Origin of the sequence: Collinsella sp. TM04-29, from assembly GCF_003466565.1 — a bacterium.
Taxonomy (GTDB): domain Bacteria; phylum Actinomycetota; class Coriobacteriia; order Coriobacteriales; family Coriobacteriaceae; genus Collinsella.
In genome coordinates this window covers 18,286-42,974 of the sequence record NZ_QSPW01000006.1, presented here as the reverse complement: position 1 = coordinate 42,974, position 24,689 = coordinate 18,286, and the positions used below count along the sequence as shown (strand labels likewise).

The 24,689-nt window shown below is 61.2% G+C and carries 20 protein-coding genes; 8 read left to right on the top strand and 12 right to left on the bottom strand.

Annotated features, from left to right (window positions below; genetic code table 11):
• From DXD39_RS09400 to DXD39_RS09385, 4 genes are all read right to left on the bottom strand, one after another.
• Complete coding sequence (locus DXD39_RS09400; RefSeq protein WP_158565524.1) at nt 1-1,842, bottom strand: hypothetical protein; 1,842 nt, start codon at nt 1,840-1,842, stop codon at nt 1-3.
• Nucleotides 1,842-2,747, bottom strand: coding sequence for a hypothetical protein (locus DXD39_RS09395; protein WP_117564927.1), 906 nt, complete (start codon nt 2,745-2,747; stop codon nt 1,842-1,844). Before DXD39_RS09395 ends, DXD39_RS09400 begins: the two co-directional genes overlap by 1 nt.
• A gap of 245 nt (nt 2,748-2,992) precedes the next feature.
• Nucleotides 2,993-3,589, bottom strand: coding sequence for a recombination mediator RecR (gene recR, locus DXD39_RS09390; protein ID WP_089573257.1), 597 nt, complete (start codon nt 3,587-3,589; stop codon nt 2,993-2,995).
• Between the two features lie 13 nt (nt 3,590-3,602).
• Complete coding sequence (locus tag DXD39_RS09385) at nt 3,603-3,923, bottom strand: YbaB/EbfC family nucleoid-associated protein (protein WP_117803905.1); 321 nt, start codon at nt 3,921-3,923, stop codon at nt 3,603-3,605.
• Nucleotides 3,924-4,326: 403 nt separating this feature from the next.
• Between DXD39_RS09385 and DXD39_RS09380 the strand changes: the two genes are divergently transcribed.
• Complete coding sequence (locus DXD39_RS09380; protein WP_158565522.1) at nt 4,327-4,749, top strand: hypothetical protein; 423 nt, start codon at nt 4,327-4,329, stop codon at nt 4,747-4,749.
• A 25-nt stretch (nt 4,750-4,774) separates the two neighbouring features.
• Here DXD39_RS09380 and DXD39_RS09375 read toward each other — a convergent pair whose 3' ends face one another.
• From DXD39_RS09375 to dnaX, 3 genes are read right to left on the bottom strand one after another with little or no spacing between them, the layout of a single operon-like run.
• Nucleotides 4,775-5,047 carry a DUF4160 domain-containing protein gene (locus DXD39_RS09375; RefSeq protein WP_117757924.1) on the bottom strand — a complete coding sequence of 91 codons (273 nt, stop codon included), beginning with the start codon at nt 5,045-5,047 and terminating at the stop codon, nt 4,775-4,777.
• The gene (locus tag DXD39_RS09370) at nt 5,040-5,300 is read right to left on the bottom strand and encodes a hypothetical protein (protein ID WP_099432547.1); all 261 of its coding nucleotides are present in this window, start codon (nt 5,298-5,300) and stop codon (nt 5,040-5,042) included. Before DXD39_RS09370 ends, DXD39_RS09375 begins: the two co-directional genes overlap by 8 nt.
• Before the next feature lie 54 nt (nt 5,301-5,354).
• Complete coding sequence (gene dnaX / locus DXD39_RS09365; protein ID WP_158565520.1) at nt 5,355-7,838, bottom strand: DNA polymerase III subunit gamma/tau; 2,484 nt, start codon at nt 7,836-7,838, stop codon at nt 5,355-5,357.
• 116 nt (nt 7,839-7,954) lie between these two features.
• Here dnaX and DXD39_RS09360 point away from each other — a divergent pair, with 116 nt between their 5' ends.
• On the top strand, nt 7,955-8,671 hold the full coding sequence (locus DXD39_RS09360) for a hypothetical protein (RefSeq protein ID WP_089573261.1): 717 nt from the start codon (nt 7,955-7,957) through the stop codon (nt 8,669-8,671).
• A 105-nt stretch (nt 8,672-8,776) separates the two neighbouring features.
• On the opposite strand, the gene DXD39_RS09355 is transcribed toward DXD39_RS09360, so the two are convergent.
• The 5 genes from DXD39_RS09355 to DXD39_RS09335 form a co-directional block, all read right to left on the bottom strand.
• The gene (locus DXD39_RS09355; RefSeq protein WP_117773741.1) at nt 8,777-9,436 is read right to left on the bottom strand and encodes a DUF5028 domain-containing protein; all 660 of its coding nucleotides are present in this window, start codon (nt 9,434-9,436) and stop codon (nt 8,777-8,779) included.
• A gap of 5 nt (nt 9,437-9,441) precedes the next feature.
• Nucleotides 9,442-10,086, bottom strand: coding sequence for an ATP-binding cassette domain-containing protein (locus DXD39_RS09350; RefSeq protein WP_089573263.1), 645 nt, complete (start codon nt 10,084-10,086; stop codon nt 9,442-9,444).
• The gene (locus tag DXD39_RS09345; RefSeq protein ID WP_147347923.1) at nt 10,083-10,880 is read right to left on the bottom strand and encodes a hypothetical protein; all 798 of its coding nucleotides are present in this window, start codon (nt 10,878-10,880) and stop codon (nt 10,083-10,085) included. Before DXD39_RS09345 ends, DXD39_RS09350 begins: the two co-directional genes overlap by 4 nt.
• Before the next feature lie 38 nt (nt 10,881-10,918).
• Complete coding sequence (locus DXD39_RS09340) at nt 10,919-11,731, bottom strand: hypothetical protein (protein WP_147347922.1); 813 nt, start codon at nt 11,729-11,731, stop codon at nt 10,919-10,921.
• Nucleotides 11,732-11,952: 221 nt separating this feature from the next.
• Nucleotides 11,953-14,088 carry a LuxR C-terminal-related transcriptional regulator gene (locus DXD39_RS09335; RefSeq protein ID WP_158565518.1) on the bottom strand — a complete coding sequence of 712 codons (2,136 nt, stop codon included), beginning with the start codon at nt 14,086-14,088 and terminating at the stop codon, nt 11,953-11,955.
• Between the two features lie 437 nt (nt 14,089-14,525).
• On the opposite strand from DXD39_RS09335, the gene DXD39_RS09330 reads away from it, so the two are divergent.
• The 6 genes from DXD39_RS09330 to pknB all read left to right on the top strand — a co-directional run bounded on the left by DXD39_RS09330 (nt 14,526) and on the right by pknB (nt 24,511).
• The gene (locus tag DXD39_RS09330; protein ID WP_117803900.1) at nt 14,526-16,379 is read left to right on the top strand and encodes a serine/threonine-protein kinase; all 1,854 of its coding nucleotides are present in this window, start codon (nt 14,526-14,528) and stop codon (nt 16,377-16,379) included.
• On the top strand, nt 16,376-17,386 hold the full coding sequence (locus DXD39_RS09325; protein ID WP_117564937.1) for an FhaA domain-containing protein: 1,011 nt from the start codon (nt 16,376-16,378) through the stop codon (nt 17,384-17,386). The genes DXD39_RS09330 and DXD39_RS09325 overlap by 4 nt, the downstream gene beginning before the upstream one ends.
• Nucleotides 17,387-17,392: 6 nt before the next feature.
• The gene (locus DXD39_RS09320) at nt 17,393-17,809 is read left to right on the top strand and encodes an FHA domain-containing protein (protein WP_006235180.1); all 417 of its coding nucleotides are present in this window, start codon (nt 17,393-17,395) and stop codon (nt 17,807-17,809) included.
• Complete coding sequence (locus tag DXD39_RS09315; protein WP_117803899.1) at nt 17,806-19,536, top strand: Stp1/IreP family PP2C-type Ser/Thr phosphatase; 1,731 nt, start codon at nt 17,806-17,808, stop codon at nt 19,534-19,536. The genes DXD39_RS09320 and DXD39_RS09315 overlap by 4 nt, the downstream gene beginning before the upstream one ends.
• 16 nt (nt 19,537-19,552) lie before the next feature.
• Nucleotides 19,553-22,423 carry an FtsW/RodA/SpoVE family cell cycle protein gene (locus DXD39_RS09310; RefSeq protein ID WP_117797273.1) on the top strand — a complete coding sequence of 957 codons (2,871 nt, stop codon included), beginning with the start codon at nt 19,553-19,555 and terminating at the stop codon, nt 22,421-22,423.
• Nucleotides 22,424-22,555: 132 nt separating this feature from the next.
• Entirely contained in the window at nt 22,556-24,511 is a 1,956-nt protein-coding gene (gene pknB / locus DXD39_RS09305) for a Stk1 family PASTA domain-containing Ser/Thr kinase (RefSeq protein WP_117803898.1), read from the top strand.
• Nucleotides 24,512-24,689: the final 178 nt, after the last annotated feature.

Below are 24,689 nucleotides of genomic sequence, written 5' to 3'. Positions count from 1 at the left end.
CTAGGCCTCCTTGGTCGTAGAAATAGAATCGGACGATACTTCGACAGGTCCGCCAAAAGTACGGGCAGCTGCGGCTCCACCGGCAAGCGGAGTCGCCATCTGGACTTTTGTGCGTCGCGGTGCCGAAACGGGAAGTTCAAAGGCAAAGCCCATCGCAAGCAAAAACCACGTAAGCGTATAGGTTGCAACCAGAGCGGCAACAAGGCCGCCCATCACGGCGCGTTGGGAAAATACGCTACATGCAGCCACAACCAGCACCGGAACCTCGCAGGCAGAAAGCGCAAGCACACCCTGCAGGAAGCCCGAGCGCCGATTGCGCGCAAGTGCCCCCGCGACAACGCCGGCTATGCCTGGCAGCGCCAACGCCTGTGCGGCAATAATACCCGGTATCGACCCAGACCACACGAGCGATCCCAAAGTCGCCGTCACGCGAGCGCCCGACGCCAGCAGCGCGGCCGAAACCACGACCACAGCCCAAACCACGCCACAGACGACCGCCGCGCCGACCATCAGCGCGCGACGAACCGCGCGGCCAGACGCATCCATGGGGCACGGCGTGAGCGGCTCGCCGCGGAGCGAACGACCGACATTTTGCGCATAGTGGTCACAAAACGCCGAGAGCGCCGCCTCGACCGCCGCCGGCTCGGGACGATCTTTTTGATGGCTGGACAGACAGGCCATCACCACGTCGAACAGCTGGGCATCGACAAACGCCAGCGCATCGCGTAGCTCCTCGGAATCCGGCTCAAGCCCCAGCTGCTGGGCCTGCTCGGCCGCGGCGAGCGCCACATCGGGCTCACGACGAAGCAGCTGAGTCAAATCGCAACCGGGCGCATGGGCACCAATGGGATAGTCGGGCCGCGTGTCCATCTTGAGACGGTAGGGGCTGGCGATGTCGCGCGTCTTTTTGCGCGAACCCGAGGTGCCCGAAGCGCTCGGCGCGGCTTCGTATGGCGCGACGCCGGCAATGAGCTCGTAAACCGTGCTTGCCGCGGCATAGACGTCGATCGCCGGCGACATACGCAAAGCGCGCAGGTCGGGAATATCGTCGGTGAGCATCTCGGGCGGGGCGTAGGCAACCGTCGCGCGACGCAGCGTGGCATAGCGCTCCGTAAACGACGCCTTGCCGCCGGTACCGGCCACGGCCGACGCAGGCTCAAGCGCCAGCGACGAGCCAAAGTCGATCAGGCACAGGTCAAAGGTGCCCTCGGCAAGCTGCCGGTCAAGCGGTAGACGCGCCGTACGCACCATAATATTAGCGGGCGAGATATCGCGATGGACAAAGCCCTCGCCCACCAGGCTCATACGGCAGAGCAGATCGAACAGGTCGCGACCCAGACGCGCCGCCACAAGCGGCGACAGGCGTCCGGCATCATCCACGGCAAGTCGCGAACGCAAGCGGGCAAGCGTCTCGCCCTCGACCCATTCCATGACAATTGCAGGCACACCGTCGACCTCGCCCCAGCCATAGAGACGGGGAAAGCCCTTAAGGCCCGAAAGGGCGCGATGGCATTCATATTCCTCGCGAAATGCCGCTTTGAACTTGGCGACCAGCGCCTCATGGGCGGCATCGTCGTCAAACTCATCGCGCGTCGGCAAGATGAGCTGTTTGAGTGCTACGGCCTCGCCTTGGGCGTTGACGGCACGCGTCACGCGGCCGATACCGCCACGGCGCATGGTGGCATCGTCGGCAAACAGCATCGTAAAACGACGCAGATAGGCAGGCAGTTCGTCCTGACCGAGCGCAATGGCCGGCTCAAACCCGTCGACACGCGCCAGGCGCAAGCCGACCATGGGATCGCGACCGAGCGATTGTGGTGTGGTGGATGCAAGATCGGTCATCATAGGGCAAGCGCCGCCACGTTATTGTTGAAGTTACCGAGCGCGACGTCATCATCGCCGTAATGGCCGACCCATTGACATAGGTTGGTGTAACAGCCCCACAGATTGGCATACTGCTGATACCACTTTGACCGGGGCGAGAATGTCTGACGACCAAACTCGGCTCGAATGACAAACATCTCCCCGACCAGGCTGTCGCACGGCCTGGGATCTCCCGTAGAGTTATAGGTCGAAACCACGTCATTGGCGCGAGAAACATAGCCGTCGAGCATGTTGTACTTGGTTACAAGCCAACTGTGAATGCTCTCTTCCTCAGCAGCGGAAAGGCCACCGGAGTTTGCATCGTTGTCAGTGTTGCCGCCCGTCGAGCCGCCGTTTCCAGACCCTCCGGCAGAGGAACCCGACCCAGAGCCGCCGCCCGAACTCGACGAATCCGAGCCGGAGCCAGAAGTATCCGAGCTACCGGGCTTTCCGGACTGCTGGGCGTCCTGCTCCTTCTGCTGCTCGACCTTATTCACCGTTGCCGCCACGCTATTGTTGGACAACCGATCGATGATCTTGGTGTTGGTGAGCACGATGGTTTTGCCATTGGCAAGCGTGACTTCGTTGTCCGGGGCCTCGGCGCCGTCCGCGTCGCCGGTGCCAAACACAATATGCGCGACCACACTTGCCCAAGCATATCCAGTCGTGGTCCCCAGGTCACTTTTGACCTCATGCCCCACGCGCGGTTCGCGTGCGGCATGTGCCTGCATCATGGACGGCACGGTCATGCCATAGGCAGAAACGCCAGCTATGACCAGCACCAGCGAGCAAGACAGCAGTGCGTACGCCCGCGGCGCCAAGCCCAGTCGGCGTCGCATGCGCACCGCGGCGCCGCGCTTTGTCTGAGTGCCACCGGGCCGCATGCGTTCTCCTCCAACAAAAACACGCCGCTCGGGAGCGGCGCATTCATTCGAATCCATATTTGAGTGTATCAGCGAACCCAAAAGGTTGCGCAACGAATGGGCAAATTAAGGATGCGAGTGGAAGCATCCATGCGATAAGCGGATACAAAGCATCTTTGTTGCACAACAAACTTACAGTCGCACGGGGAAATTATGGCTACCCCGTGCGTCGCGATGAAGACATACGGCAGGAGCAGGCTCGCCACCTAAATCGTGCGACGGGCCTCGATGGCGCGCCCAAGCGTAAGCTCGTCGGCATACTCCAGGTCGCCGCCCACGGGAAGGCCGCTCGCCAGACGCGATACCTCAACGCCCAGCGGCTTGATAGTGCGGGCCAGGTAGCTCGCCGTGGTCTCGCCCTCGATATTGGGGTTGGTGGCGATGATGACCTCGTGGATGTCCTCGTGGCCCAAGCGTGCCAGCAGCTCACGAATGTGCAACTGCTCGGGACCAATCTTGTCCATGGGACTGATCACGCCGCCCAATACGTGGTAGAGACCGTGGTAGCTGCCCGTGCGCTCAATCGCCTGGACATCGCGCGGCTCGCCCACCACGCAAATGCGAGTGGTATCGCGCATCGAATCCTGGCAGATGGAGCACTCGTCGGCCGTGGCGTAGTTAAAGCAGCGGCTGCAAAAGTGAACCTCCTGCTTAACCTCCAGAATGGCCTCGGCCAGGCGGCGCGCTTCCTCGGCGTCAGCCTCCAACAGGTAATAGGCGATGCGCTGAGCCGACTTGGGGCCAATGCCCGGCAGGCGACCCAGCTCATCGAGCAATTTTTGCAGGCTATGGTTGGCACTCATATATATGCGCGTCTTAGAACGGCATGCCCGGGATGTTGAGGCCGCCGGTGATGGCGCCCATCTGCTTGTTGGCGAGCTCGTTGACGCCGCGAACGGCCTCGTTGACGGCAGCCATAATCATGTCCTGCAGCATATCGACGTCCTCGGGATCGAGGGCATCGGGATCGATGGTGAGGTTGACGAGCTCCATCTCGCCGTTAACGGTCACCTTGACCATACCGCCGCCGGCAGAGGCGTCGACGGTCTGGGACTTGAGGTTCTCATGCGCGGCGGCAAGCTGCTCCTGCATCTTGCGAGCCTGCTTCATCATCTGCTGCATGTTCATACCGGCCATGATGGCTCCTTTACGTGCGGCCGCACGCCGAGCTGCAAGGGCAGCCGGAGCACGGCGGGACTTTCAAACTCAAAAATCGTACCACGGCGCGAGGCCAGCGAGCGGGGCGGACACGCTACCTCAGTCGATATACATGTCCTTGAGCGTGACGCACGCCCAAGATTATGCAAGGTCGAATTATGCAAGGTTGCATAATTATCTCAAGCTACATCTAGCAGAGCTGGAACCAGGCAGTTTATGCGTAGGGCTACAAGGCTACATGGCAAAATGCCGAGCCGCTGCTCGAGGCGGCACGCATGGCGGCTGGGTATAATTTGATTGTCATAGATGACGATTTGGAGGTGCCCTCGTGAATGTCCCAGCCGTACTCCAAAACATCCGCTCAAAACACCCCGTTGCATATGTGGTTCTCTATCTCTTTGTCGTCTGGGTATTACTGGTTATCATCACCCATGCCATAGCTTTTGGAGCAGAACTGCTGATAGCCAGCTCGGACCAGCCCGTCGTCAAATGGGAGACGACCGATGAATGCACCGACGGAACCCGAACCATTTACTACAACAGCCCGTCCCTCTACCAAGAGTTCAAGGTCAAGATAAAGGACTCCAAGATTGTCGATGCCGAACTGGGCTCTTTATTTACAATCGGAGCAACCGTCAACGCCGAGCAAGTCGAGTACACGGACAGCCATGCGACGTATCGTATCGACCTCAGCATCCTAGGCCGACCGTCACGCATCTGCCTGCTCGAATGCGAGACACGCGGCACCACGCTACACATGTCCGAAATTCAAATGCGCCCGGATAAAGAGCCCCTAAAGGGCTAGGGGTCCTAAGCCCAGCAAGCGATTCTCAACAGTAAAACGACAGCCCACCGGTTGTTTCTTTCCAGCGTTTGCAAATCAGCGCATGGTTAGATGAAACAAACTGCATGATATCGCGTAAATCCCGAGCAGGAATATCGCCCTTGTTATGGGCCAGCTTGCATCCGCCGGAGCGGGTAAGCCATATCTTGGTCGCCTCGGCGGTGGGGCGCTTGACCGCGATATGAACATGGACGGGCTCGCCGTTCTCCCCTGTCCAGAAAAAGATGATGTACGGCCCGAGTCGGAAAAGACTAGGCATAGACCCGTCCGCCTTCGTAAGCAAAACGCAGGATGAGCGGGGCATTGTTGCGTACAAAATCATCGAGTTCTTTGAGGTCTGCTTCGCTAAAGCCCTCGTGCGACACCCAATTGAATGCCGGCAAGATGCACTCCGCCGTGTCAAAACCCCAATCGCGTGGGCGCTCCACAACGACCTTCACCGTATTGTCCTCACGGACTTCGGAATACGAAACTTGCGTATCGTCCTCAAGGCGGACATATTCCCACATCATAAGCTCGCTCCGTTCAAAGACGTCTCTTCTTGAGCAGTATACCCGCCTGTACAGCTACTCCACCGGCTTGAAGATGGTGGCCTGACCGAAGACGCTGCGGATGAGGTCTTTGGCCTCGTCCTCGGTCTGCGGGATGCTCGGGGCTGCGCCCTGGTGGCCGAAGGGGCTGCCGGCGCCGGGGTTGGACTCCCAGGGAGCTGCAGGAGCGTCCTCCTCTTTGGGGGCAGCTACAGCTGACTTGGGCGCGGGCGTCGCACCCGGCACGTCGAACGGAGGCAGATCGTCCCCGTTCGCATCGCCAGCGAAGCCGCCGACCATAGCGTCGTCGTAGGGCACCTGCTCGGATTCCCACGGCGCGGACTGCGCGACAGGCTGGGCCTTGGGGGCAGCCGAGCGCTCGGGCGCACGGGGTGCGGGCTCGGTCGGGAGCTTACCCGTGGCAGGAGCACCGGCGGGGTTGTCGGAGCGTAGCCAGGGGGCCTTAGCTAGGTCGGATGACTTGGGCGCAGGCGCGGCAGCGGGCTTGGGCGCGGGAGCCGGAGCAGCCGGTTTGGGCGCCGCGGGCTTAGGCGCCGACAGGGTCGGTGCCGCTACCGGTGCCGCTTTTGGCTGCGTCGCGCTGGCGCTCGAGGATACAGGGGCCGCCGAGGACACGGGTTGCGGGTCCGCAGATACCGCAGCCCGTGCAGATGGAGAATGCTCCTCATGTTGAGGAGCCGGCGTGCCACCCCCATCCAGGACATAGTCGACGGTACGACGACCGAAGACCGCGCAAACCGTCGGCAGGACCACCGACTGCGTATCGGCGCGACCGAGCATCTTAATGGCAAAAGTCGAACCCGCGGGGAACGAGACCGTGAGCTTGGAGCCGTCGTCGGCCGTGGCGCGAGCGTTGAGCAAAAGCCCTGCGTAGGAAGCCTGACGCGCCTTGACACGCTCGACAACCTCGGCCCATTTGCGCTGCAGCTCTCCGGCATCCTCGACCGCGGGCGTCTCGGCAGTACCGGCGGCGGCAACCTGGGCGGCATTGTTGGACTGGGGCTTAGGTGCCGGAGCGGTAGCAGGCGCGGGGGCCGCAACGGGCTGAGGCGTCGGAGTCGGCGCAGGCTGAGGTGCAGGCGCTGCAGGCTTGGAAGCTGACACGGACGCAGAACGGGACGCAGGCTGGGCAGCCGGAACAGCAGCACCACGGTCCCAAGGCATACCGCCCTGGCGCGCGGACGTAGCAGCGGGGGCAGCGGATGCCGCCGGAGCGGCAGCACGAGCGCCCGAAATTAGCGTCGGCTGTCGGGCAGCAGCGGGTACGGATGCTGCAGGCGCGGCGGCCTGAGCAGCAGCCACGCTCGCCGGCACGGCGCCGTTGGCAACCATGGCCTCCAAGCGGGCCACGCGCTCGGCCAATGCCTCAATCGTTAAATCGGCCTCGGGACGTGCCAGGCGCGTGCAGGCGATCTCGAGCACCAGGCGCACGTCGCTCGCGCCCCTCATCTCCAGTGCGGCATCGTCGAGCACCGTCAGCACACGGGCCAGGCGGTCGGCAGGATGCTCGCCAAAGGCAGCGGCCTCGGCAGCAAGCGCCTCGGCCTGCTCGGAGCCGCCCTCAAACAGCTCGGCACGGGCACCGGCAACGCAGGCAACGTACACGTCACGCACATGCGCCACCAGGTCGCGCGTCAGCTCCAGCAGGTCGTTTCCTTCCTCGACCTGCGCACGGATCAGTCCATAGAGCTCGGCAACATCGCGATCGGCAATGGCGCGGGAAAACTCGCCCAGAATCTGGTCCGAAACCTCGCCTAAAAGCGAGCGGGCGTCGTCCGCATGCACAGAACCGTTGCCAAAGACGCTCAGCTGCTCCAGCGTGGACAACGCGTCGCGCATACCGCCCTTGGCATGGCGCGCCACGATGGCCAGCGCCTCATCGTCGTAATCGAAGCCCTCCTGCTCGCACACGTATGCCAGGCGACGCTCGATATCCTCGTTGCCGATGCGATGGAAATCGAAACGCTGGCAGCGCGAGAGGATGGTCTCCAGAATCTTTTGCGGGTCGGTGGTGCACAGCACAAAGATCACGTGTGCCGGCGGCTCCTCGAGCGTCTTGAGCAGCGCGTTGAACGCCGCCGTCGTGAGCATGTGGACCTCGTCGATGATATAGATCTTGTACTTGCCGCGCACCGGGGCAAAGTTGACGGAGTTGATGATTTCCTCGCGCACATTGTCCACGCCCGTGCGGGAGGCGGCATCGAGCTCGTAGACATCGGGGTGGTTACCCTCGGCAATGAGCTCGCACTCCTCGCAAGTACCGTCGGGCATGCAGCCGCTTGCACCCTCGGCGCGCGCCGCCTCGGCATTGCGGCACAGCAGCGCCTTGGCCAGAATGCGCGCCATGGTGGTCTTGCCCGTGCCGCGCGGTCCGCAGAACAGGTAGGCGTGGGACAGGCGCCCCTCGGTGATGGCGTGCTCGAGCGTCGAGACGATATGCTGCTGGCCCACCACGGAGTCAAAGGTGAGCGGGCGATACTTTCGGTACAACGATTCCATGGGTGCTCCCCCGGGTATACTGAGTCTTGTTGCCGCGGCGGCCATGCGGTCGCACGGCATACTGCATTCCATAATAACCCGTACGGCGAGCCCGCCGCGATAGGAGTCCAAAGAGCATGGCAGACGCAGAGAGCAACCTCGTTCCCTCCGAAGCAGCCGACCAGGTCGAGGTCGCGCTCGAGGAGCAGGCCGCAGCCGACGACGGCATCCTGTACCTCAACGAGTACCAATACGAAAACGACCTCGTCACCGACTTCGCCCGCCTGGTCGCCTCGCCCAGGCGTCGCGGCTCGCTGTATGTCGCCGCGGCAATTGCCGCGCTCATCGGCATCGGCATGCTGGTGGCCGGCGGCAACTGGATCAAGTTTGGCGTCGTCTTGATCGTATTCGGCGCCTTTTTGGCCTGGTGGAGCAAAAACCTGCACCACACCCTCGCCCGCGACTTTATCGACGCCGTTGAGGCCGACGAGTCCATGGGTGGCCGCTATCGCCGCGTCGCCGCCAACGAGGACGGCCTGATGGTTTGGGGCACGAGCGGCAAGTCGCAGTTCTTCCCGTTTGAAAAGCTCGACCACGTGCTCGACGGCGAGCGCATCTTTGTGGCCATGTTCGCCGACCAGGGCGTGACGATCCCTAAGGACACCTTTGTCCGCGGCGATGCCGAGCAGTTCGGTCCCTTCCTTAAGGCGCGCATCAACAAAAAACTCCGCATCGAGACCAAACGCAAGAAGATGAAGGCAGAAAAGGCCGCTGCCGAAGCAAAACAGGGCGACAAGCCCCAGGAGACCAAGGGCAAGCAGCGCAAGCAGAAGAAGAGCAAGAAGAAGCGGTAGGCCGGCCGACACCGAAGGCGCCTCGTCCCGCGCCCGATTCCGGGCCGGGGCGCCTGGAATCGGGCGCGCGTACCGCCAATGGACCCGTTTTGCCTTGCTCTCGAGCTATTTCACTTCAAACCTTAAGAGCCTCCGCTCCGGCAGATCGGTCATCTTCATCGTGTAAGTCCCGGGAAATGCTTTCTCAAAACGGACGGTCTCGTAACCTTCGAAATAGTCGTTGGTGTTCTGCATCATAAATGGGACGAGCAACTCGTTTTCTGCCCCAACCTCCACGGCAAACGCAGCAGAGCCGCCAAGGACCGGCATGGCTTGCGTTATCAGATCGGTATTGACTACAAAATCATAGTTTGGCGCAGACTCCGGAACCAGATGCCAAACATACGCTTTGATTCCACCGTCGATATTATCCCTATTTCTGACACGCATCTTTACGGCGATAACGCACGTGATGTCGGCATCCTTCAGTCTCGTTTTCGTATCCACGGTGCCATATTTTGAATAATCGTCATGTGCTCGTTTGAGATACTCGCGCGGCGTGAGCAACTCTGCCCCGTCTATGCAAAACGAATACCCATCAGTCACCACATCCTTCGACCCCAGAAACGCTCCATCCATCGAGAGCCATTCGCCCTCCGCGTAATATTTCTCAGGAATGACCGTCCGGTTCCCGTTAACGACGCTCACCCTCATGCCCGCAAGGCCGGTAGCAGCACAGCAAAAAAGCGCGAGCGCCGATCTTCTCGTCCACAGGGTCTTCTTCATCGCGCTCACGACCTTTCCCGAACTTTCACAACGGCACCGTCGCGCATGCAGTAAACCCGATCGGCCAGTTCCTCGAGCACCTCTCCGTCATGGCTGGACAGAAGGACCTCACGACCCGTTGATGCCGCCATCGCCACAACGCGCTTGAGCATTTCAACGCCCGCTTCGTCGAGGGCATTCGTTGGCTCATCGAGAACAAGCAGCTTCGGCTTCTCCATAATTGCCGCAGCTATCCCCAGACGCTGCTTCATCCCAAGCGAGTATGCTCGGAACTTCTTTTTTTCGTCTGCATCGAGCCCCACGAGCCGCAGGGCAGAGCGAATGTCCTCGGGGGTGGCAACGCCCTTGATCTGAGCGATGAGCTTCAGATTGTCGTAGCCAGACAGATATCCCAAAAAGGAAGGCGCCTCGATCAACATCCCCAGACTCGGCGGGAACGAGATGTCCGCCCCAAGCCTTTGGCCATCGATAGAGATTTCGCCTTCGGTAGGCTTGATCAACCCGCAAACCGCTCGCATGAGCATGGTCTTACCCGAACCGTTTATCCCCTGAAGCCCGACCACAGTCCCAGGGTCAACCTCGATGGACACGTTGCGCAGGACATCGTTTTTACCCATGCGCTTCGATACGCCCCTTACGATCACACTCATATCTTGTCCCCCTTTTCTATAAGGTCGGCCCTTCGAAACCACAGTCCACCCAACGATAGGCATAACGACATAAGCCCAATTGATGACAAGACACTCGAGCCCGCCGCGATTCCCTCTTTGACAATTCCACCCCAGCGCAACAGCATCAAGGCGTTACCCAATAGCGCCCAATGTCGTGCATATGCCGAGCAGATCAGGTAGCTCATTAAAACCACAAACGAGACTGACGACCCAAGCACAAACCCAACCGCTGCCTGCGCAAACGCAAGCGCCTCAAAAGCAAATAAGAGACCTATGAAAAACGGCAGCGCATCTGCCTCGGCAGCTTTGAGAAACCACGGCGCCAAATTAGCCAGTTGAAGCGACTCACCATGAATGACCGCGCTGAACGAGGAGCTCACCACCAAGCTCCAAATCACAACAGAGCAAACCACCACGAGCAGTGAAAATGCCGTTACTGCCGCCACCAAGATAAAACGCGAGACCCACCAAAGGGTTCTTGCCCGGCATCGAACAAGCGCTTGCAAACCAAACCCGTGCAACGATTCGGTCGGATAGTCGAGTGTTGTATAGAGAATAAGCAGAATGAGAAATAGCCATCCTAGCGGAGGCACAAACATGACCCCGGGCCTAGGCTCAAACGGAGCAGATCCGGCAAACACGAGCGCAAGATTATCCGCAAACCCCAAGGTATCCGTTCTAACCCCATACACAGAAGACAATCCGTAGGCGTACACCAAGTTCGCAACGGTCACTGCCGCAATCGCAATAAAAGTAAGGATGTTCTTCTTCAAAACGGTCCTCAGGTCCGCGGCGACCAGCCTAAACAGCATCAGACCACCTCGCGTCTTTTTAAGAATCTCGCGAAAATCAAAGAAAAGACGAACAGCAAAATGATTTCTGCAAACCCTGCTCGAATGTCGGGCCAGTTATTTAGTGATTCCGACCTGATGCTGTTAAGAATGTTGCAGTTAAAGCCGACGCATGAAAGGACGCTAAAAATCCAGTCGTTAACAAAGTGCCATGCAACCATAATCAGATATGGAACGACCATCGCCTTGATTCTGCTGCGAAACACAACCGACAGACCGGTCACGGCCATGGATAGAGCCCCCAGCGTCACCGCATCGAACAGTGTATAAACCAGCACGTACAACAGAGGCCGGGAATAAAACAGGCCAGAAAAATAGCTATGCAGATAGAGCCCGACGTAAGTCGATTCGTCGACCCGGGGGGGATACGCGGGAAACAGCATTGAGACAATCAGGAAGTTCACGAGTAGCGGAATAGCCGTGACCGCAAACGCAGAGAGGAAAGCAGACAGCATCTTCACGTTCACGTATGCATTTCTAGAAACACGTGTGCAGATTTGCGCCTCGTAACCGCTCAAACGCTCGGACAGGCATGACCACGACCCGGCCAGCATGGCAAGCAACGGCAGCGCATAGAAAAACACTGATGCCGATAGCGGTGCATTTGCACTCACAACGATCCAGTTACCAAAGCTACTTTCACGCGTTTGGCCGAGGTATGCCTGGGCTTGCAAACCAACGCCATAGCCAAGCGATAACAGCTGCTTGCGCTCAGTCTCGAGCGTCCACCATGCCTCAATGGCAGCCGCCATCGAAATTGCAGTTGCAACCATAAGGGTCAACGCAAATATAGGATTGCCAAATATCTTGGATAACTCGTGCCGTAATAGATTTCCATTCAAGCGACATCACCCTCCTATTGGCCAGGCCGAGCAGCAACGCTCGACCCGGCCCTAATCACAAGCGGTTAATGATGCGTCGGCGCACGGCAACCTTTGCATGAATAGAGAATGATGTCTGTAAACACCCGCTATTGAGTTAATCGCTCAGGCGTTTACACGTTATCTACCTGCGATAACAATGAAACAAGCTCCGCTTTATTCTTGATCCTCAACTGGCGGTAAGATGCAGACCGCAGTGCTTGCACCGTAGATGCAGCGTAACCGACGTCCTCCGCAATAGCCTTTGTCGTTGCGCCCTCTGCCGTCATCAGCAAGATTTGCGACTGAACATCGGAAAGGGAGCGCGACGTAAGCAGAGCCAGCTGGCGCACGCGGGCCGTTTCGGTGGACCCGTTCGCGCGGTACTCCAAGACAGCCTTCTCGTCCTCAACCGAGCGGGTGAGCGCGATGTGCGTGACTAACATGGGCGCAGACCAGCAGACGATCACCGTTGCCACGACGACATTGACAGCCGAACTATGCCCCAACAACGACGCGAGGAACAACGGCTCGTAAACCGTCAGATCCTGCGCCATATTGAGCAAGACGACCCAAACAGGAGCCGTCGCCCCGAAGCAAAGCATCCATATCCCAAGCATTTTGCGCTGCGGACAGCTTCGCAGCACCTTATATGTGAGCAACATCCCCATCAGCACCGCAAGCCCGTGGATTCGCCCCCTAGCGGCCGCATAGATTAAGGCAACCATGCCCATTGACACCAACGGCACGATAGACCGGGTACGAGCACGCACCTTAAACGGACGCAGCTCAACGGCGAGCGAAGCCATAGACGCCACGCCGCAAACCAGGACTGGCACGGCCATCAACGGATCGCGTATGCACCTCCATGCCGCGATATAGATAAAAGACCATTCCACAGCAGATAGCATCGCCCATACGTACGGGCTTCCGAGCCAAATCGCTTCACCTGCTCTATCCAGCGCAGCGCCACGATTCGCTTTTCCACCCGCGTAGCATAGCGACAGAAGCAGTCCGAGGCCCAATGCGTAGCTTAAGAGGGAAAAGGCGACAGCCCGCGAAACACCGGACCCCCAATCGCTATCCGCCATTACCAAGGGCCCCGCCGCAAGGAGGATAAAAAATAATGTGAGCAGGTATCGAAACAGCCGGCGCGTTCGAGCTGATGCCGCCATATCGTCAGCATGCCGCTGCGGCAGCTCATGCCCTACAGTATCGCCCTCACCCGCAAACAACGCCACGAGCTCGCATGAGCCCGCAACCGATGCCTTCCCGTATGCTCGGTGAAGCGTTGTTCTCACCGTCGATGGCTTCGTATCCGTCTCCTTGGCAATTTCCGCCGGCGTTTTCCCTTTGAGCAGCAGTCGAACAAACTGCTCTTCTCTAGGCGACAGGGCAGGGGAAAACACCCCCGCATCGAATGTGTCGGACGCACAGGCGATATCCGAATTGTTGTCCCGTTTCCCCCTTAGCAACATGCATACGAAGGCAGCAGCGATAACGGACCCCATCGCCAGCAATGCAATGACCACGGCATCGCTTGCGAAGTATGCCGCCTCAACAGCCGGAACAAGGCCAATAGGGACTGCCACGAGCGCAGAACGGGCAAACACGTCGCGCCGCCCATGGCCAAAGGCACGAGGGCGGCAAAACAGCGGGGCCACAGTCAATGCGAGATAGACCAACGGAATTAAAAGCGCAAGGCCAATTGACGCAGCCGAAACAGAGGGTATCCCCCATGGCTCGGGGACAATTCTCCATGAAACTCGACAGCAAAACAGCAGGCAAGACATGACGGCTATTGTTTCTGTAAAAATCGCGTCCTGCGGGTGACGAGTTTCCCTTTCGTCAGTCCGTGTCGACCTCTGCGTCAAAGGAGAGTCCGCCGTGCCCCAAATAACATATGAGAGGAGCAGCGACCCAACAAAGCACGAGACACACGAAACGCCATGTAACAACCAAATCGGTGCAAACACGATTGGAATAGAGTCTCCGCGAGCATAGAAAGCCAGGTCGGCCCATTCGGGAACCGTTGCAATAACACCAAGAAAAACGCCGATGGCACCGAGATGCCTCGGCCTTCTCATTCCCCCCTTGCATAGCGCAGCACCATGAACAAACGCCGCGAGGCATGCGCCCAGGATAACGAGCCAGGGCATTGCACCTGACGCCAGGCCGATTGAAGATGAAAACCGGTGATAAGGGGTGACCGCCATTACGACAAGCGCAATGGCGCAGGCAGATGTAGCAGAACGGCGGGAAAAAAGCATATGGCCTCCATAGCGTGTCATTATATCGCCCGAGCCGCTCGTTTATCTCTGTTCCCACACCAGCCAGCATCAACGATTCAGGCGAACTCCAATCCGAACCAGAACACGGTCCAGCTTTTGTCCGCAGTCCCCGCTCCAAAGCGGGATGCGGTTTCCTTTTGGACGCCGGTTCGGAAAGCGCATCCCGTTCCAGGGCAATATTCTGGGATGCAGTTTCCGCAGCCCACCCCATTTGGAAGGCGCATCCCATTATTTGGCTGAAAACTGGGGTGCGCTTTCCGAACGAGCCGAAACGGCCCGAATCGATCGGACCACCTCATCCCCGTTTCCTCGCCATCTGCCCGAGCGTGCTACACTAGCAGCATCTATGCCACCGCGAACGGCTCGGCTCCGCGCCCGCCGCTCGCAAACGAACTTTAAACGCACGAGGGTTGGCCATGCCGCTTTTCTCGCAACATACCGCCCGGTTCTCGCCGGACGTTCCTTTGGAGGGCACCAGCTCTCGCGAGCTGCTCAAGCGGTACCAGCCGCTCGAGACACTTGCGACCGGCGGTTTTGGCTCCATCGAGATCTGCCGCGACACGCACCTGCGCCGCCGCGTCGCCATTAAGCGCATCCCCCTTATCAACGGCGCCGGCATGCCCGCCAGCGACATCATGGATGTCCTGCGCGAGGCGCACACTGCCGCCATGCTTCAACATCCCAATATCGTGCAGGTCATCGACTTTACGCATGACACCGCCTATGCCTACCTGGTCATGGAGTATGTCGACGGTATGTCGCTGGCCGAGTTTTTGCATCGCGTGGACGGCCACTCGCTCACCTTTGACGAGGCCGCGGCCATTGCCGATGCCCTGGGCCAGGCGCTCACCTTCGCCCATAGCAATGGCGTACTCCACCTGGACATTAAGCCCGCCAACGTGCTCATCGACCACTCGGGCAATGTAAAGCTCACCGACTTTGGCATGGCGCGACTGTCGTCCGCCGGTGGCTTTGGCGGCTCGCGCGGCGGCACCATCGGCTACATGCCGCCCGAGCAGCTCGATATCGAGACCGGCACGGTCGACGAACGCGCCGATGTCTTTGCCCTTGCCTGCGTTATCTATGAGGGCTTGTGCGGCAGCGCTCCCTTTATGGCGGCCACGCCCGCCGACTCGCTCGACCGCATCATCGGCGGCGCCACCTATCCCAGCGAGCTGATACCACACTTTCCCCCGGGAGCCGAGGCCGCGCTCATGAGCGCGCTCTCCCCCATGCCGCAGGACCGCCCCAACAGCATCGAGGCATTTTGCGACCAGCTCCTTGCCGGTCTGGGCAGTGTGCGCGAGGGCCGTCGCAGCCTGGAGCAAATGGTTGGCGAGCTTTCGGATGACGAGCAGGAGCTCGACGATATCGAGCCGTCGTACTACGAGGACGACGCCATCGAGGTCGACCCCGCGCTCGGCTGGGCGGGCACGCGCTGGAGCCATGCGCGCGACTACACCATGCACGCTATCTCGGCGCTAACGTGCGGCGCCTTTAGCTTTTTGCTGATGCAAACGGCCGGGGTCGCGGCGCTTCCCGGCCTAGTCATTGCGGCTATCGCGATCGGAGCGGCGGCTGGCCTGGCCCCCCAGATTGGCTCGGCCATCTCGGCTGTGGGCTTTTTGGTGCTCATGGCCAACGCCACCATGCAGGCGCAGGGCATCCTGTCGATGTTGCCCGTCGCGGTGATCTTTGCCGCCGCCATGTCCGGTTGGTGGATCGCCTGGGGTCGCACCGAGGCTGCCGCGAGCGCCGCGCTCACCTGTGCACTCGCGCTTGGCTGTCTGACTGGCAATACCTTCCTGGCAGCTGGGGTCGCCGCCGGCGTCGCGTCATTTTGGCTCGGCCCGGCAAGCGCCGCCGCGGCAACGGGCATGGGCATGCTTTTTGCCCGTCTGGCGACGGTCGCGCTTTCAGCCGGAGGCGTGCTGGGGCTCGGTAACGTTGCCGCAGCGTTGGAAGACCCGCTCCTTTGGGCTGCCTTTGTGCTGGTCGCGACAACTGCCGCAGCGTCATCTGCGCTGCTCAATGCCCATGCCAAGCGTGCCGACCAGGGCTCAAACCTTGCCGCAATCGCCGCCATCGCCGTCACCGGCATCGGCTGCGCAGCGGCATCCTGTCTTGCACACCATATGGAAATTGCCAGCCTTGCAGCCGCGGTCGCCGCCAAGGCGGCAGTTGCGGGAACCCTATCCTCTATAATCGTTGGGATATGCCTATATTTGCTCGGATACCAAAGAACCTATACGGAGAGTGATCTTTCGTGAACTTCCTGAACATCTTCGAGGACCACGTGGCCGGCATCTTCGGTGCCACCCGTGCCCCGTTCTCCTTTAAGAAGCTTGCCAAGCAGGCCGCTCGCGACATGGAGGATCAGACTCTGGTGATCAACGGCGTCAACACCGCGCCGGCACTCTATACCATCCTGATCGCCGCCGACGACGATCCCATGCTCGCCCCGTTCTACCCCGAGCTTTCGCGCGAGGTCCGCGAGTTTGTGAAGGCGCAGGCCGAAAAGCGCCGTTATGTCTTTGTCGGCGAGCCCCTCGTGCGCTTTATGATCGATCCGCAGCTGCGCGCCGGCAAGTTCTCGGTCTTTGCCGAGAACGTCGATGCCCCCACGCTCGGCCGCCTGTACGAAGAAGAGCGCGCCTATCAAAACGGTCTGGGCCAAAACAACTCCGCGGCAAGCCGTGCCGCCAGCGCCCCGCGCGCCGGCCAGCAGCAGTTTGCTGCCCCGCAGCCGCAGCGCCCCGCCGCCATGCCCCAGCAGCAGCCGACGCCTCGCGCCGCCGCTCCTGACCCGCTTGCCGTAGCAGATCCCTTCGCGCCTAGCGTCCCCGACCCCGCCGCTCCTATCCCGGTGCCGCAGACCGTCTCGCGCGACGCGCTTGCCGGCATGGGCGGAGCCGCCGCGACCGGTGCCGCCGTGGGCCTAGGCGCCGCAGCCGGCATCGCCTCCAACATGGCAAGCACTCGCGCCCCGCAGCGCCCGCTCGCCCAGCTCGTCGACGTCGTGAGCGGCGAGAGCCATAGCATCACCTCCGCACAGGTGACTATCGGTCGCGAGCGCTCAGTTTCCGATATTGCCCTGCGCGACCCCAACGTGTCGCGCCGCCACGCCCAGCTCACCTTTACGGGCTCGGATTGGTCGATCGAGGACCTCAATTCCACCAACGGCACGCTCGTCAACAACCGCCGCATTACGCGCTGCCCGCTGCGCAACGGCGATCTGCTGACGTTTGGCCTGAGCACCTTTGAATTTAGGGGATAGTCGCTTATGAACATCGATATCGTCCTTTTTGCAGGCCGCATCGTCCTGGTCGCCCTGCTCTATATCTTCCTGTTCGCCGTCATGAAGACCGGCGTGGGACTTGTGCGCGGACAGCGCCGCGACTCGGCTATCTGGACGATCGATGTGGACAAGGGCCCGCGCGGCATCCGTGGCATCCACGTAGACATGCTCGGCCCCGTCATCGTTGGTCGCTCGCCATCTTCGGACATCTGCATCAACGAACCGTTCGTCTCGGCCTCGCATGCGCGCTTTTCGCTGCAGGGCCCGGCGCTCATCATCGAGGACCTCAACTCGCTTAACGGCACGCTCGTCAACGGCCGCCAGCTTGTGGAGCCCGCAACGCTGCGCGAGGGCGACGAAGTCCAGATCGGCGATGTGGTCATGAAGGTGAACCGTCGATGATCGACGAGGAGAACAAGTCCGCGACTATGACCGAGGCACCGGCTGCCGCCACAGCTGCGCCGGCCCACGCCGCTCCGGCGGGCTCCGCACCCGTGGAACCCGAGGACACCGTGTTCTCCCTGCCTCTTTCGCATGTAACGCATGATATTTCGGATCTCGCCGATAACGAGGACGAAGAGGATGCCGTAGCGGCGCCCATCGGCGCACATGCTGCGGAACAGCCCACAGCGCCCGAAGCAACCTCGGCGCCAGCTCACTTTGCAGAGCCCGTCGCCGCGGCAATCAACGAGAGCGCTGCGGTGTTTGCGGCACCCGAGCCTATAGACGTCAGCCCGCAAGACGACGAGTCGACCGCCCGCGCGTCCGAGGAGCCCGGCTCCCCGGACACCGGCGATTCCGAATCAAACGCCGAGACCGACACCGTCTCTCCCGGTGACACAGCCGAGATCGACGTTGCCGCCGTTGAGGCCAAGCTCAAAGACCCCGGCTCGACCATGAGCTTTGAGCCCCTGACCGAGGAACGCATCGAGACCGACTCGACCTATGATGCCGGCACCACCACGCAACTCATGTGGGGCGCCCGCTCCGACGTTGGCTGTGTGCGCCCGCACAATGAGGATTCCTACCTGGTGCAGTCGCCGCTCTTTTGCGTATGCGACGGCATGGGCGGTCACGCCGCCGGCGAGGTAGCCTCTTCCATCGCCGTCGAGACTATTGCCAAGACGGCCCCGCAGTCCGCCGACGCAGCACGCCTGGCCGCAGCCGTCGAGGCAGCCAACGCCGCCGTAATCGAGGCGGCCCTGAACGGCCTGGGCAAGCCCGGCATGGGCTGCACAGCCACTTGCGCCTATATCGAAAACGACACGCTCGCCATCGCCCACGTGGGTGACTCTCGCGCCTACCTGCTCCACGAGGGCACGCTCATCCGCGTGACCCGCGACCACTCCTACGTGGAGGAGCTCGTGGACGCCGGCGAGATTACGGCAGACGAGGCTCGCGTCCACCCCAACCGTTCGGTCATCACCCGTGCGCTGGGCTCGGACCCCGCCATGTATGCCGACCACTTCACTCTGCATATCGAGGAAGGCGACCGCCTGATCCTGTGCTCCGACGGCCTTTCGAGCATGATTCCCGATAGCGATATCGAGAACATCGCCACGCAGTCCTCAACCGCGCAAATCTGCGTCGACAACCTAGTGGACGCGGCGCTTGCCGCCGGCGGCCACGACAACGTGACCGTAGTAGTCGTTGACCTGGTTGACGATGGCGTTATGCGCGAGGCGCAACGCGTGCGTCGCCGCAACATTACTATCGCCGCCATCCTGGCCCTCGTCTTTGTGCTGGCAGCTGGCATCTGGGCCTACACGGGTGTCACCGGCTCGTACTACCTGGGTACCTACCAGGGCAATGTCGCCGTCTGGCGCGGCCTTCCCGGCAAGCCGCTCGGACTCAAGCTCCACTGGCTCGAAAGCGAAACCAGCATCAAGCTGTCCGACCTGCCCGAAGACACGCAAAACCGCCTCAAGGCGGGCATTCCGCAAACAAGTGTCGACGATGCGCAGGACACGATATCCAAGTACCGCCACCAGATCGATGAAGAGCAGACCCGCCAGGTGATCGACGCGCAAACGATTCGCGACAACACCAATCAGGGATCGACCTCCGAATCAGATTCCGAGAAAACCGCCGAACAGTCCGCCGAGGCCGAAGCCTCCGAAAAGAACTAGAAAGGGAGTGCCGCTTATGAGTCGCCGCAACACCGAGCTGCTCTTGCTCATCGCCTCGGCGTTCCCCGTCATCCTGCTGTATGCGATGTACGTGCTCACCGCGGGCGCCGCCATCTCCTTTGAGACGCTCGCGGTGCCGATCGGCCTCTTTGCCGCCTTCGCCGCGGCACATATCGCCGTGCGCATCTTGGCGCCCGGCGCCGACCCCGCCATCCTGCCCATTGTCTTTGTGCTTTCGGGCATCGGCATCACGTTCGTGACGCGTCTCGCCCCCGCTCTCGCCATCTCACAGCTCATCATCCTGTTTGTCTCGGTGGCCCTGATGGTGGGAACACTCGCATTGGTTAAGAACCTCGACGTAGTCATGCGCTACAAGTACACCTTTGGCATTATCGGCATCATTCTGCTGATGCTGCCCATCTTTATCGGCACCACGATCTCGGGCTCCAAGCTATGGATTCGCATCGCAGGCTTTACCATCCAGCCCGGCGAGTTCGCCAAGGTCTTTATCGTGCTGTTCCTGGCCGGGTACCTGGCCGAGAACCGCGAGCTGCTCTCCATCTCCAACCGCAAGATCCTGGGCTTTAAGATCCCTCGCCTGCGACTGCTGCTGCCGCTGTTTGCCGTGTGGGGCGTGTGCCTGCTCGTCGTCGTCTTCGAACGCGACCTGGGTTCGGCCGTGCTGTTCTACACCATCTTCTTGCTGATGCTCTACGTTGCCACGGGACGATTCTCGTATGTCGTTATCGGCCTTGCGCTCTTAGCCGTTGGAGCCGTGGGCGCCTACAAGTTCCTGTCTCACGTTCAGGTGCGTTTCCAGGTTTGGGTCGATCCGTTTAAGGATGCCCAGGGCCAGGGCTACCAGATCGTCCAGTCGCTCTTCTCGCTTGCCGATGGCGGTCTGGTCGGCGTTGGCATCGGCAACGGCATGGCCAACAACATCCCTGTCGTCGAGTCCGACTTTATCTTCTCGGCCATCGGCGAGGAGATGGGCCTTTTGGGCGGCGGCGCCGTGCTCATCCTGTTTATGCTCTTTGCCGTGCGTGGCCTCACCACGGCTGCCCGCGCTAAATCCGACCTCGCCGCCTTTAGCGCCACGGGCCTTACGGCCGCCATCAGCTTCCAGGCCTTTTTGATCGTGGGCGGCGTTACCCGCCTGATCCCGCTGACCGGCGTCACCCTGCCCTTTATGAGCCAGGGCGGTTCCTCGCTGCTGGCAAGCTTTATCATCGTCGCGCTCCTGCTGCGCGCCGGTGACGAAGCGACCGGACGCGAGGCCGAGCTTACCGGCACCGGCACCATGACCGCCATCACCGATGATCAGGTCGCATCCGCCGCCGCCCCGACGGGCACGCGCTTTGCCACCTCGTCTTCCTACGGCAGCGGCAGCCATTCCGTCGGCTCGCGCATGCGCCGTCGCCTGCTCGACACGCCTGAATCCGGTGTGCTCGGCCGCGTTGCGCTCGCCAACCGTCTAACCCGTGCGGTGCTCGCCTTTACGGCGCTGTTCGCCATCCTTATCGGCAACCTCACCTATGTCCAGGTCATCAAGGCCAAGGACTATCAGGATATGCCGACCAACAACCACACTATCGCCCGCTCCAAGTACATCCAGCGCGGTTCCATCATCACGTCCGACGGCGTGACGCTGGCCGAGTCGCTGCAGCAGGAGGACGGCACCTACGTACGCTCCTACCCCAACGGCAACCTGGCAGCGCACGTGGTTGGCTACGTGAGCCAGCAGTATGGCACCACCGCCATCGAGAGTGTCATGAACGACACACTCACCGGTTCTAAGGATTACTCCAGCTGGAACAACGCCATCGCGTCGCTCGCGGGCCAGACCCAGCCGGGCAACACCGCCAAGCTCACCATCGACTCGCGTATCCAGACGGCGGCCGAGCAGGCGCTCAAGGGCTTTAAGGGCGCTGTAGTGGTCATCGACCCGCGTACCGGTGCGGTGCTCGCATGCGCCAGCTCGCCCACCTATGACAACACCAACATCGACGCCCTGCTGCAGGCGGGCGGCGGCGAGGACGGCTCCATGTACAATCGCGCCATGGACGCGCTGTACACGCCGGGCTCCACGTTTAAGGTCGTTACGCTTTCCGCGGCACTCGAGACCGGCACCGCCAGCCTTACCAGCACCTACCAGGCGCCCGGCTCCATGGATATTGGCAACGCGCCGGTCACCAACTATGCCAACGAGAGCTACGGCACCATCAGCCTGCAGCAGGCCTTTGCCGTGTCTTCCAACGTCGTCTTTGGCCAGGTGGCAAACGAAGTTGGCGCAAACACGCTCGTGCAGTTTGCCAACGCCTTTGGCTACGGCCAAAAGCTAGGCCAGGACCTGACCTCCGCGGCCTCCATCATGGCCGACCCGTCGCTCATGACCGAGTGGGAGACCGCCTGGGCCGGCGCCGGCCAGCCTGTCGGCATGGACCACACGCCCGGGCCGCAGACCACCGTCATGCAAAACGCCGTGATTGCCGCCGCCATCGCTAACAGTGGCGTGGTCATGGACCCGTACTTTGTAGCCCAGGTACTCGCCCCGGACGGAACTGTGGTCAAGACCACGCAGTCCCGCTCGCTGGGTCAGGCCGTCAGCTCCGCCACGGCCGACCAGGTCAAGCAGGCCATGCTCGCCGTCGTCCAGTCCGGTACCGGCACCGATGCCCAGGTCCCCGGCGTCAAGGTCGCCGGCAAGACCGGCTCGGCCGAGACCGGCGGCACCAACGTCAACTCGATGTTCGTTGGCTTTGCACCTTACGATTCACCCACGGTCGCCATCTCGGTGGCCTTGGAGGATTACGACAAACACGACGTCAAGGCGGCCAAGATTGCCGGCATCGTCCTGACCGCAGCGCTCGCCGCACAGGGAGCGTGATGCCCATGATCGAATCGGTCACCCGAGGCGCGCCGCGGCCGAAGAGTTAGCGGCAACGCGCCACACGGCCCCAGCGGCCACATCGTAGGTACTACACACATCGTTGAGCGAATAGTTATGTTAGGAGCAGGAATGGAACAGAGGGTCCTCGGGGGAAGATACCTCCTCAAGGATAAGGTGGGGACAGGCGGCATGGCGACCGTCTTCCGTGCGCAGGACCAGGTCCTCGACCGCACGGTAGCCGTCAAGATCATGCTGCCACAGTATGCTGGCGACGCAACCTTCGCCGCACGCTTTAAACAGGAGGCCCAGGCAGCAGCCGGTCTCTCCTCCCCCTATATCGTGGGCGTCTACGATTGGGGCAAGGACGGCGACACCTATTACATCGTCATGGAGTACCTGCGCGGCACTGACCTTAAGAGCGGAATCAAGAGCCACGGCGCCCTCGACCCCAAGAAGGTCGCCCAGATCGGATCGCAGATCAGCTCTGCACTCTCGGTCGCCCACAAGCACGAGATCATCCACCGCGACATCAAGCCGCAGAACATCATGGTGCTGCCCGACGGCAACATCAAGGTCATGGACTTTGGCATCGCGCGCGCCAAGAACAGCCACCTCACGCAAGACAACAACGTGCTGGGAACTGCCCACTACGTCAGCCCCGAGCAGACCCGCGGTCAGGACCTCGGCCCCACCTCGGATATCTACTCGCTGGGCGTCGTGATGTACGAGTGCGCCACCGGCCGCGTTCCCTTTGACGGTGACGACGCTATCTCGGTCGCACTCAAGCAGGTCAACGAGCTGCCTATTCCGCCAAGCCAGATCAACTCCGGTGTCGACGCCGACCTTGAGCGCATCATCCTCAAGTGCATGGAGAAGGACCCGGCAAACCGCTTCCAGACCGCTGACGAGCTGCGTCAGGTGCTCAACAGCTACCTGTCGGGCCGTGCCGTTAACATCTCGGAGCCCACGCGCATCATCGGTGCCCCCGGTGAGCTGGGCGCCACCAAGACTCGCGAGCTTTCCGATCAGACGCGCGCCATGGTGCGTCCCGTCTCGGGCGTGAGCGGCCAGAATACCGCCCGTAGCTCGGTTTCGGGCTCCACCGGCTCCTACGAGGTCGAAAAGCCCAAATCCAACAAGAACAAGATCATCGCCGCTGTGGTGGCAGCTGTTGCCGTCATCGGCATCGTTGTGGCCTTTGCTACTGGGCTCTTTGGCGGCGAGCAGGTCCCCGTGCCCGACGTGCTGGGCAAGGACCAGCAGACTGCCGTCGAGCTGATCAAGGAAGCCGGCCTCGAGGTCGGCACCATCGACCAAAGCTACAACGACGATGTCGACGAAGGCAAGGTCGCCGAGCAAACGCCCAACGGCCACACCAAGAAGGCCAAGGGCACCAAGGTGAACCTGGTGATCTCCAAGGGCCCCAAGCCCTCCGAGAAGGTTGAGGTTCCCCGGCTTGTCGGCCTGACCAAGGACCAGGCAGAAGCCGCGCTGGCAAGCGTTGGCCTGAAGGGCAACGCCTCCGAGGAGGCCAACGAGGCCGATGAGGGCCAGGTCTTTGAGCAGGGCACCGAAGCCGGTAAGGAAGTCGAGAAGGGCACGACCATCTCGTATAAGGTCTCGAGCGGCCCGGATACCACGTCCGTCCCCGACCTGACCGACATGACCGAGGCCCAGGCGCGCAACGCCCTCGATATGGCAGGCTTTGGCGTCGACGTGAGCTACCAGGAGAACGACTCGGTTACCGAGGGCACCGTGATCAGCTGGAACCCCAGCGGCAAGCAGAAGCCCGGCGCCACGATTACCGTCGTCATTGCCAAGAAGTCCGGCAAGGCCTCCGTCCCGGGCAACCTATACGGCAAGAGCATTTCCGCCGCCGTTACCGCGCTCAACAACGCCGGTTTCTATAACATTGGCTTCTGTGACCAGAACGGCAATCCCGTGAGCGGTAACGAGGATGCCACCGTTACGGGCGTCTCCCCCACCGGCAAGCAGTCCACCGACAGCACGATTACGCTGACGGTTGCACTTTCTGGCTCGGGTTCGGGCACGGGCACGGGCGGCGATTCCGGTACGACCAACTAAGTCGCCCCCCCACCGCTCATTTCGGCTCTCGCCGCAAACATATTCGCTCACAGGCGCCCGCTTGCTTCCCCAGCAAGCGGGCGCTTCGTTTTTGACATGACATGAACCAGAAGAGCCCGGCACCGTAGCGGTACCGGGCTCGATATTCCCCTGGTGCCCCCGGGCGGATTCGAAAACT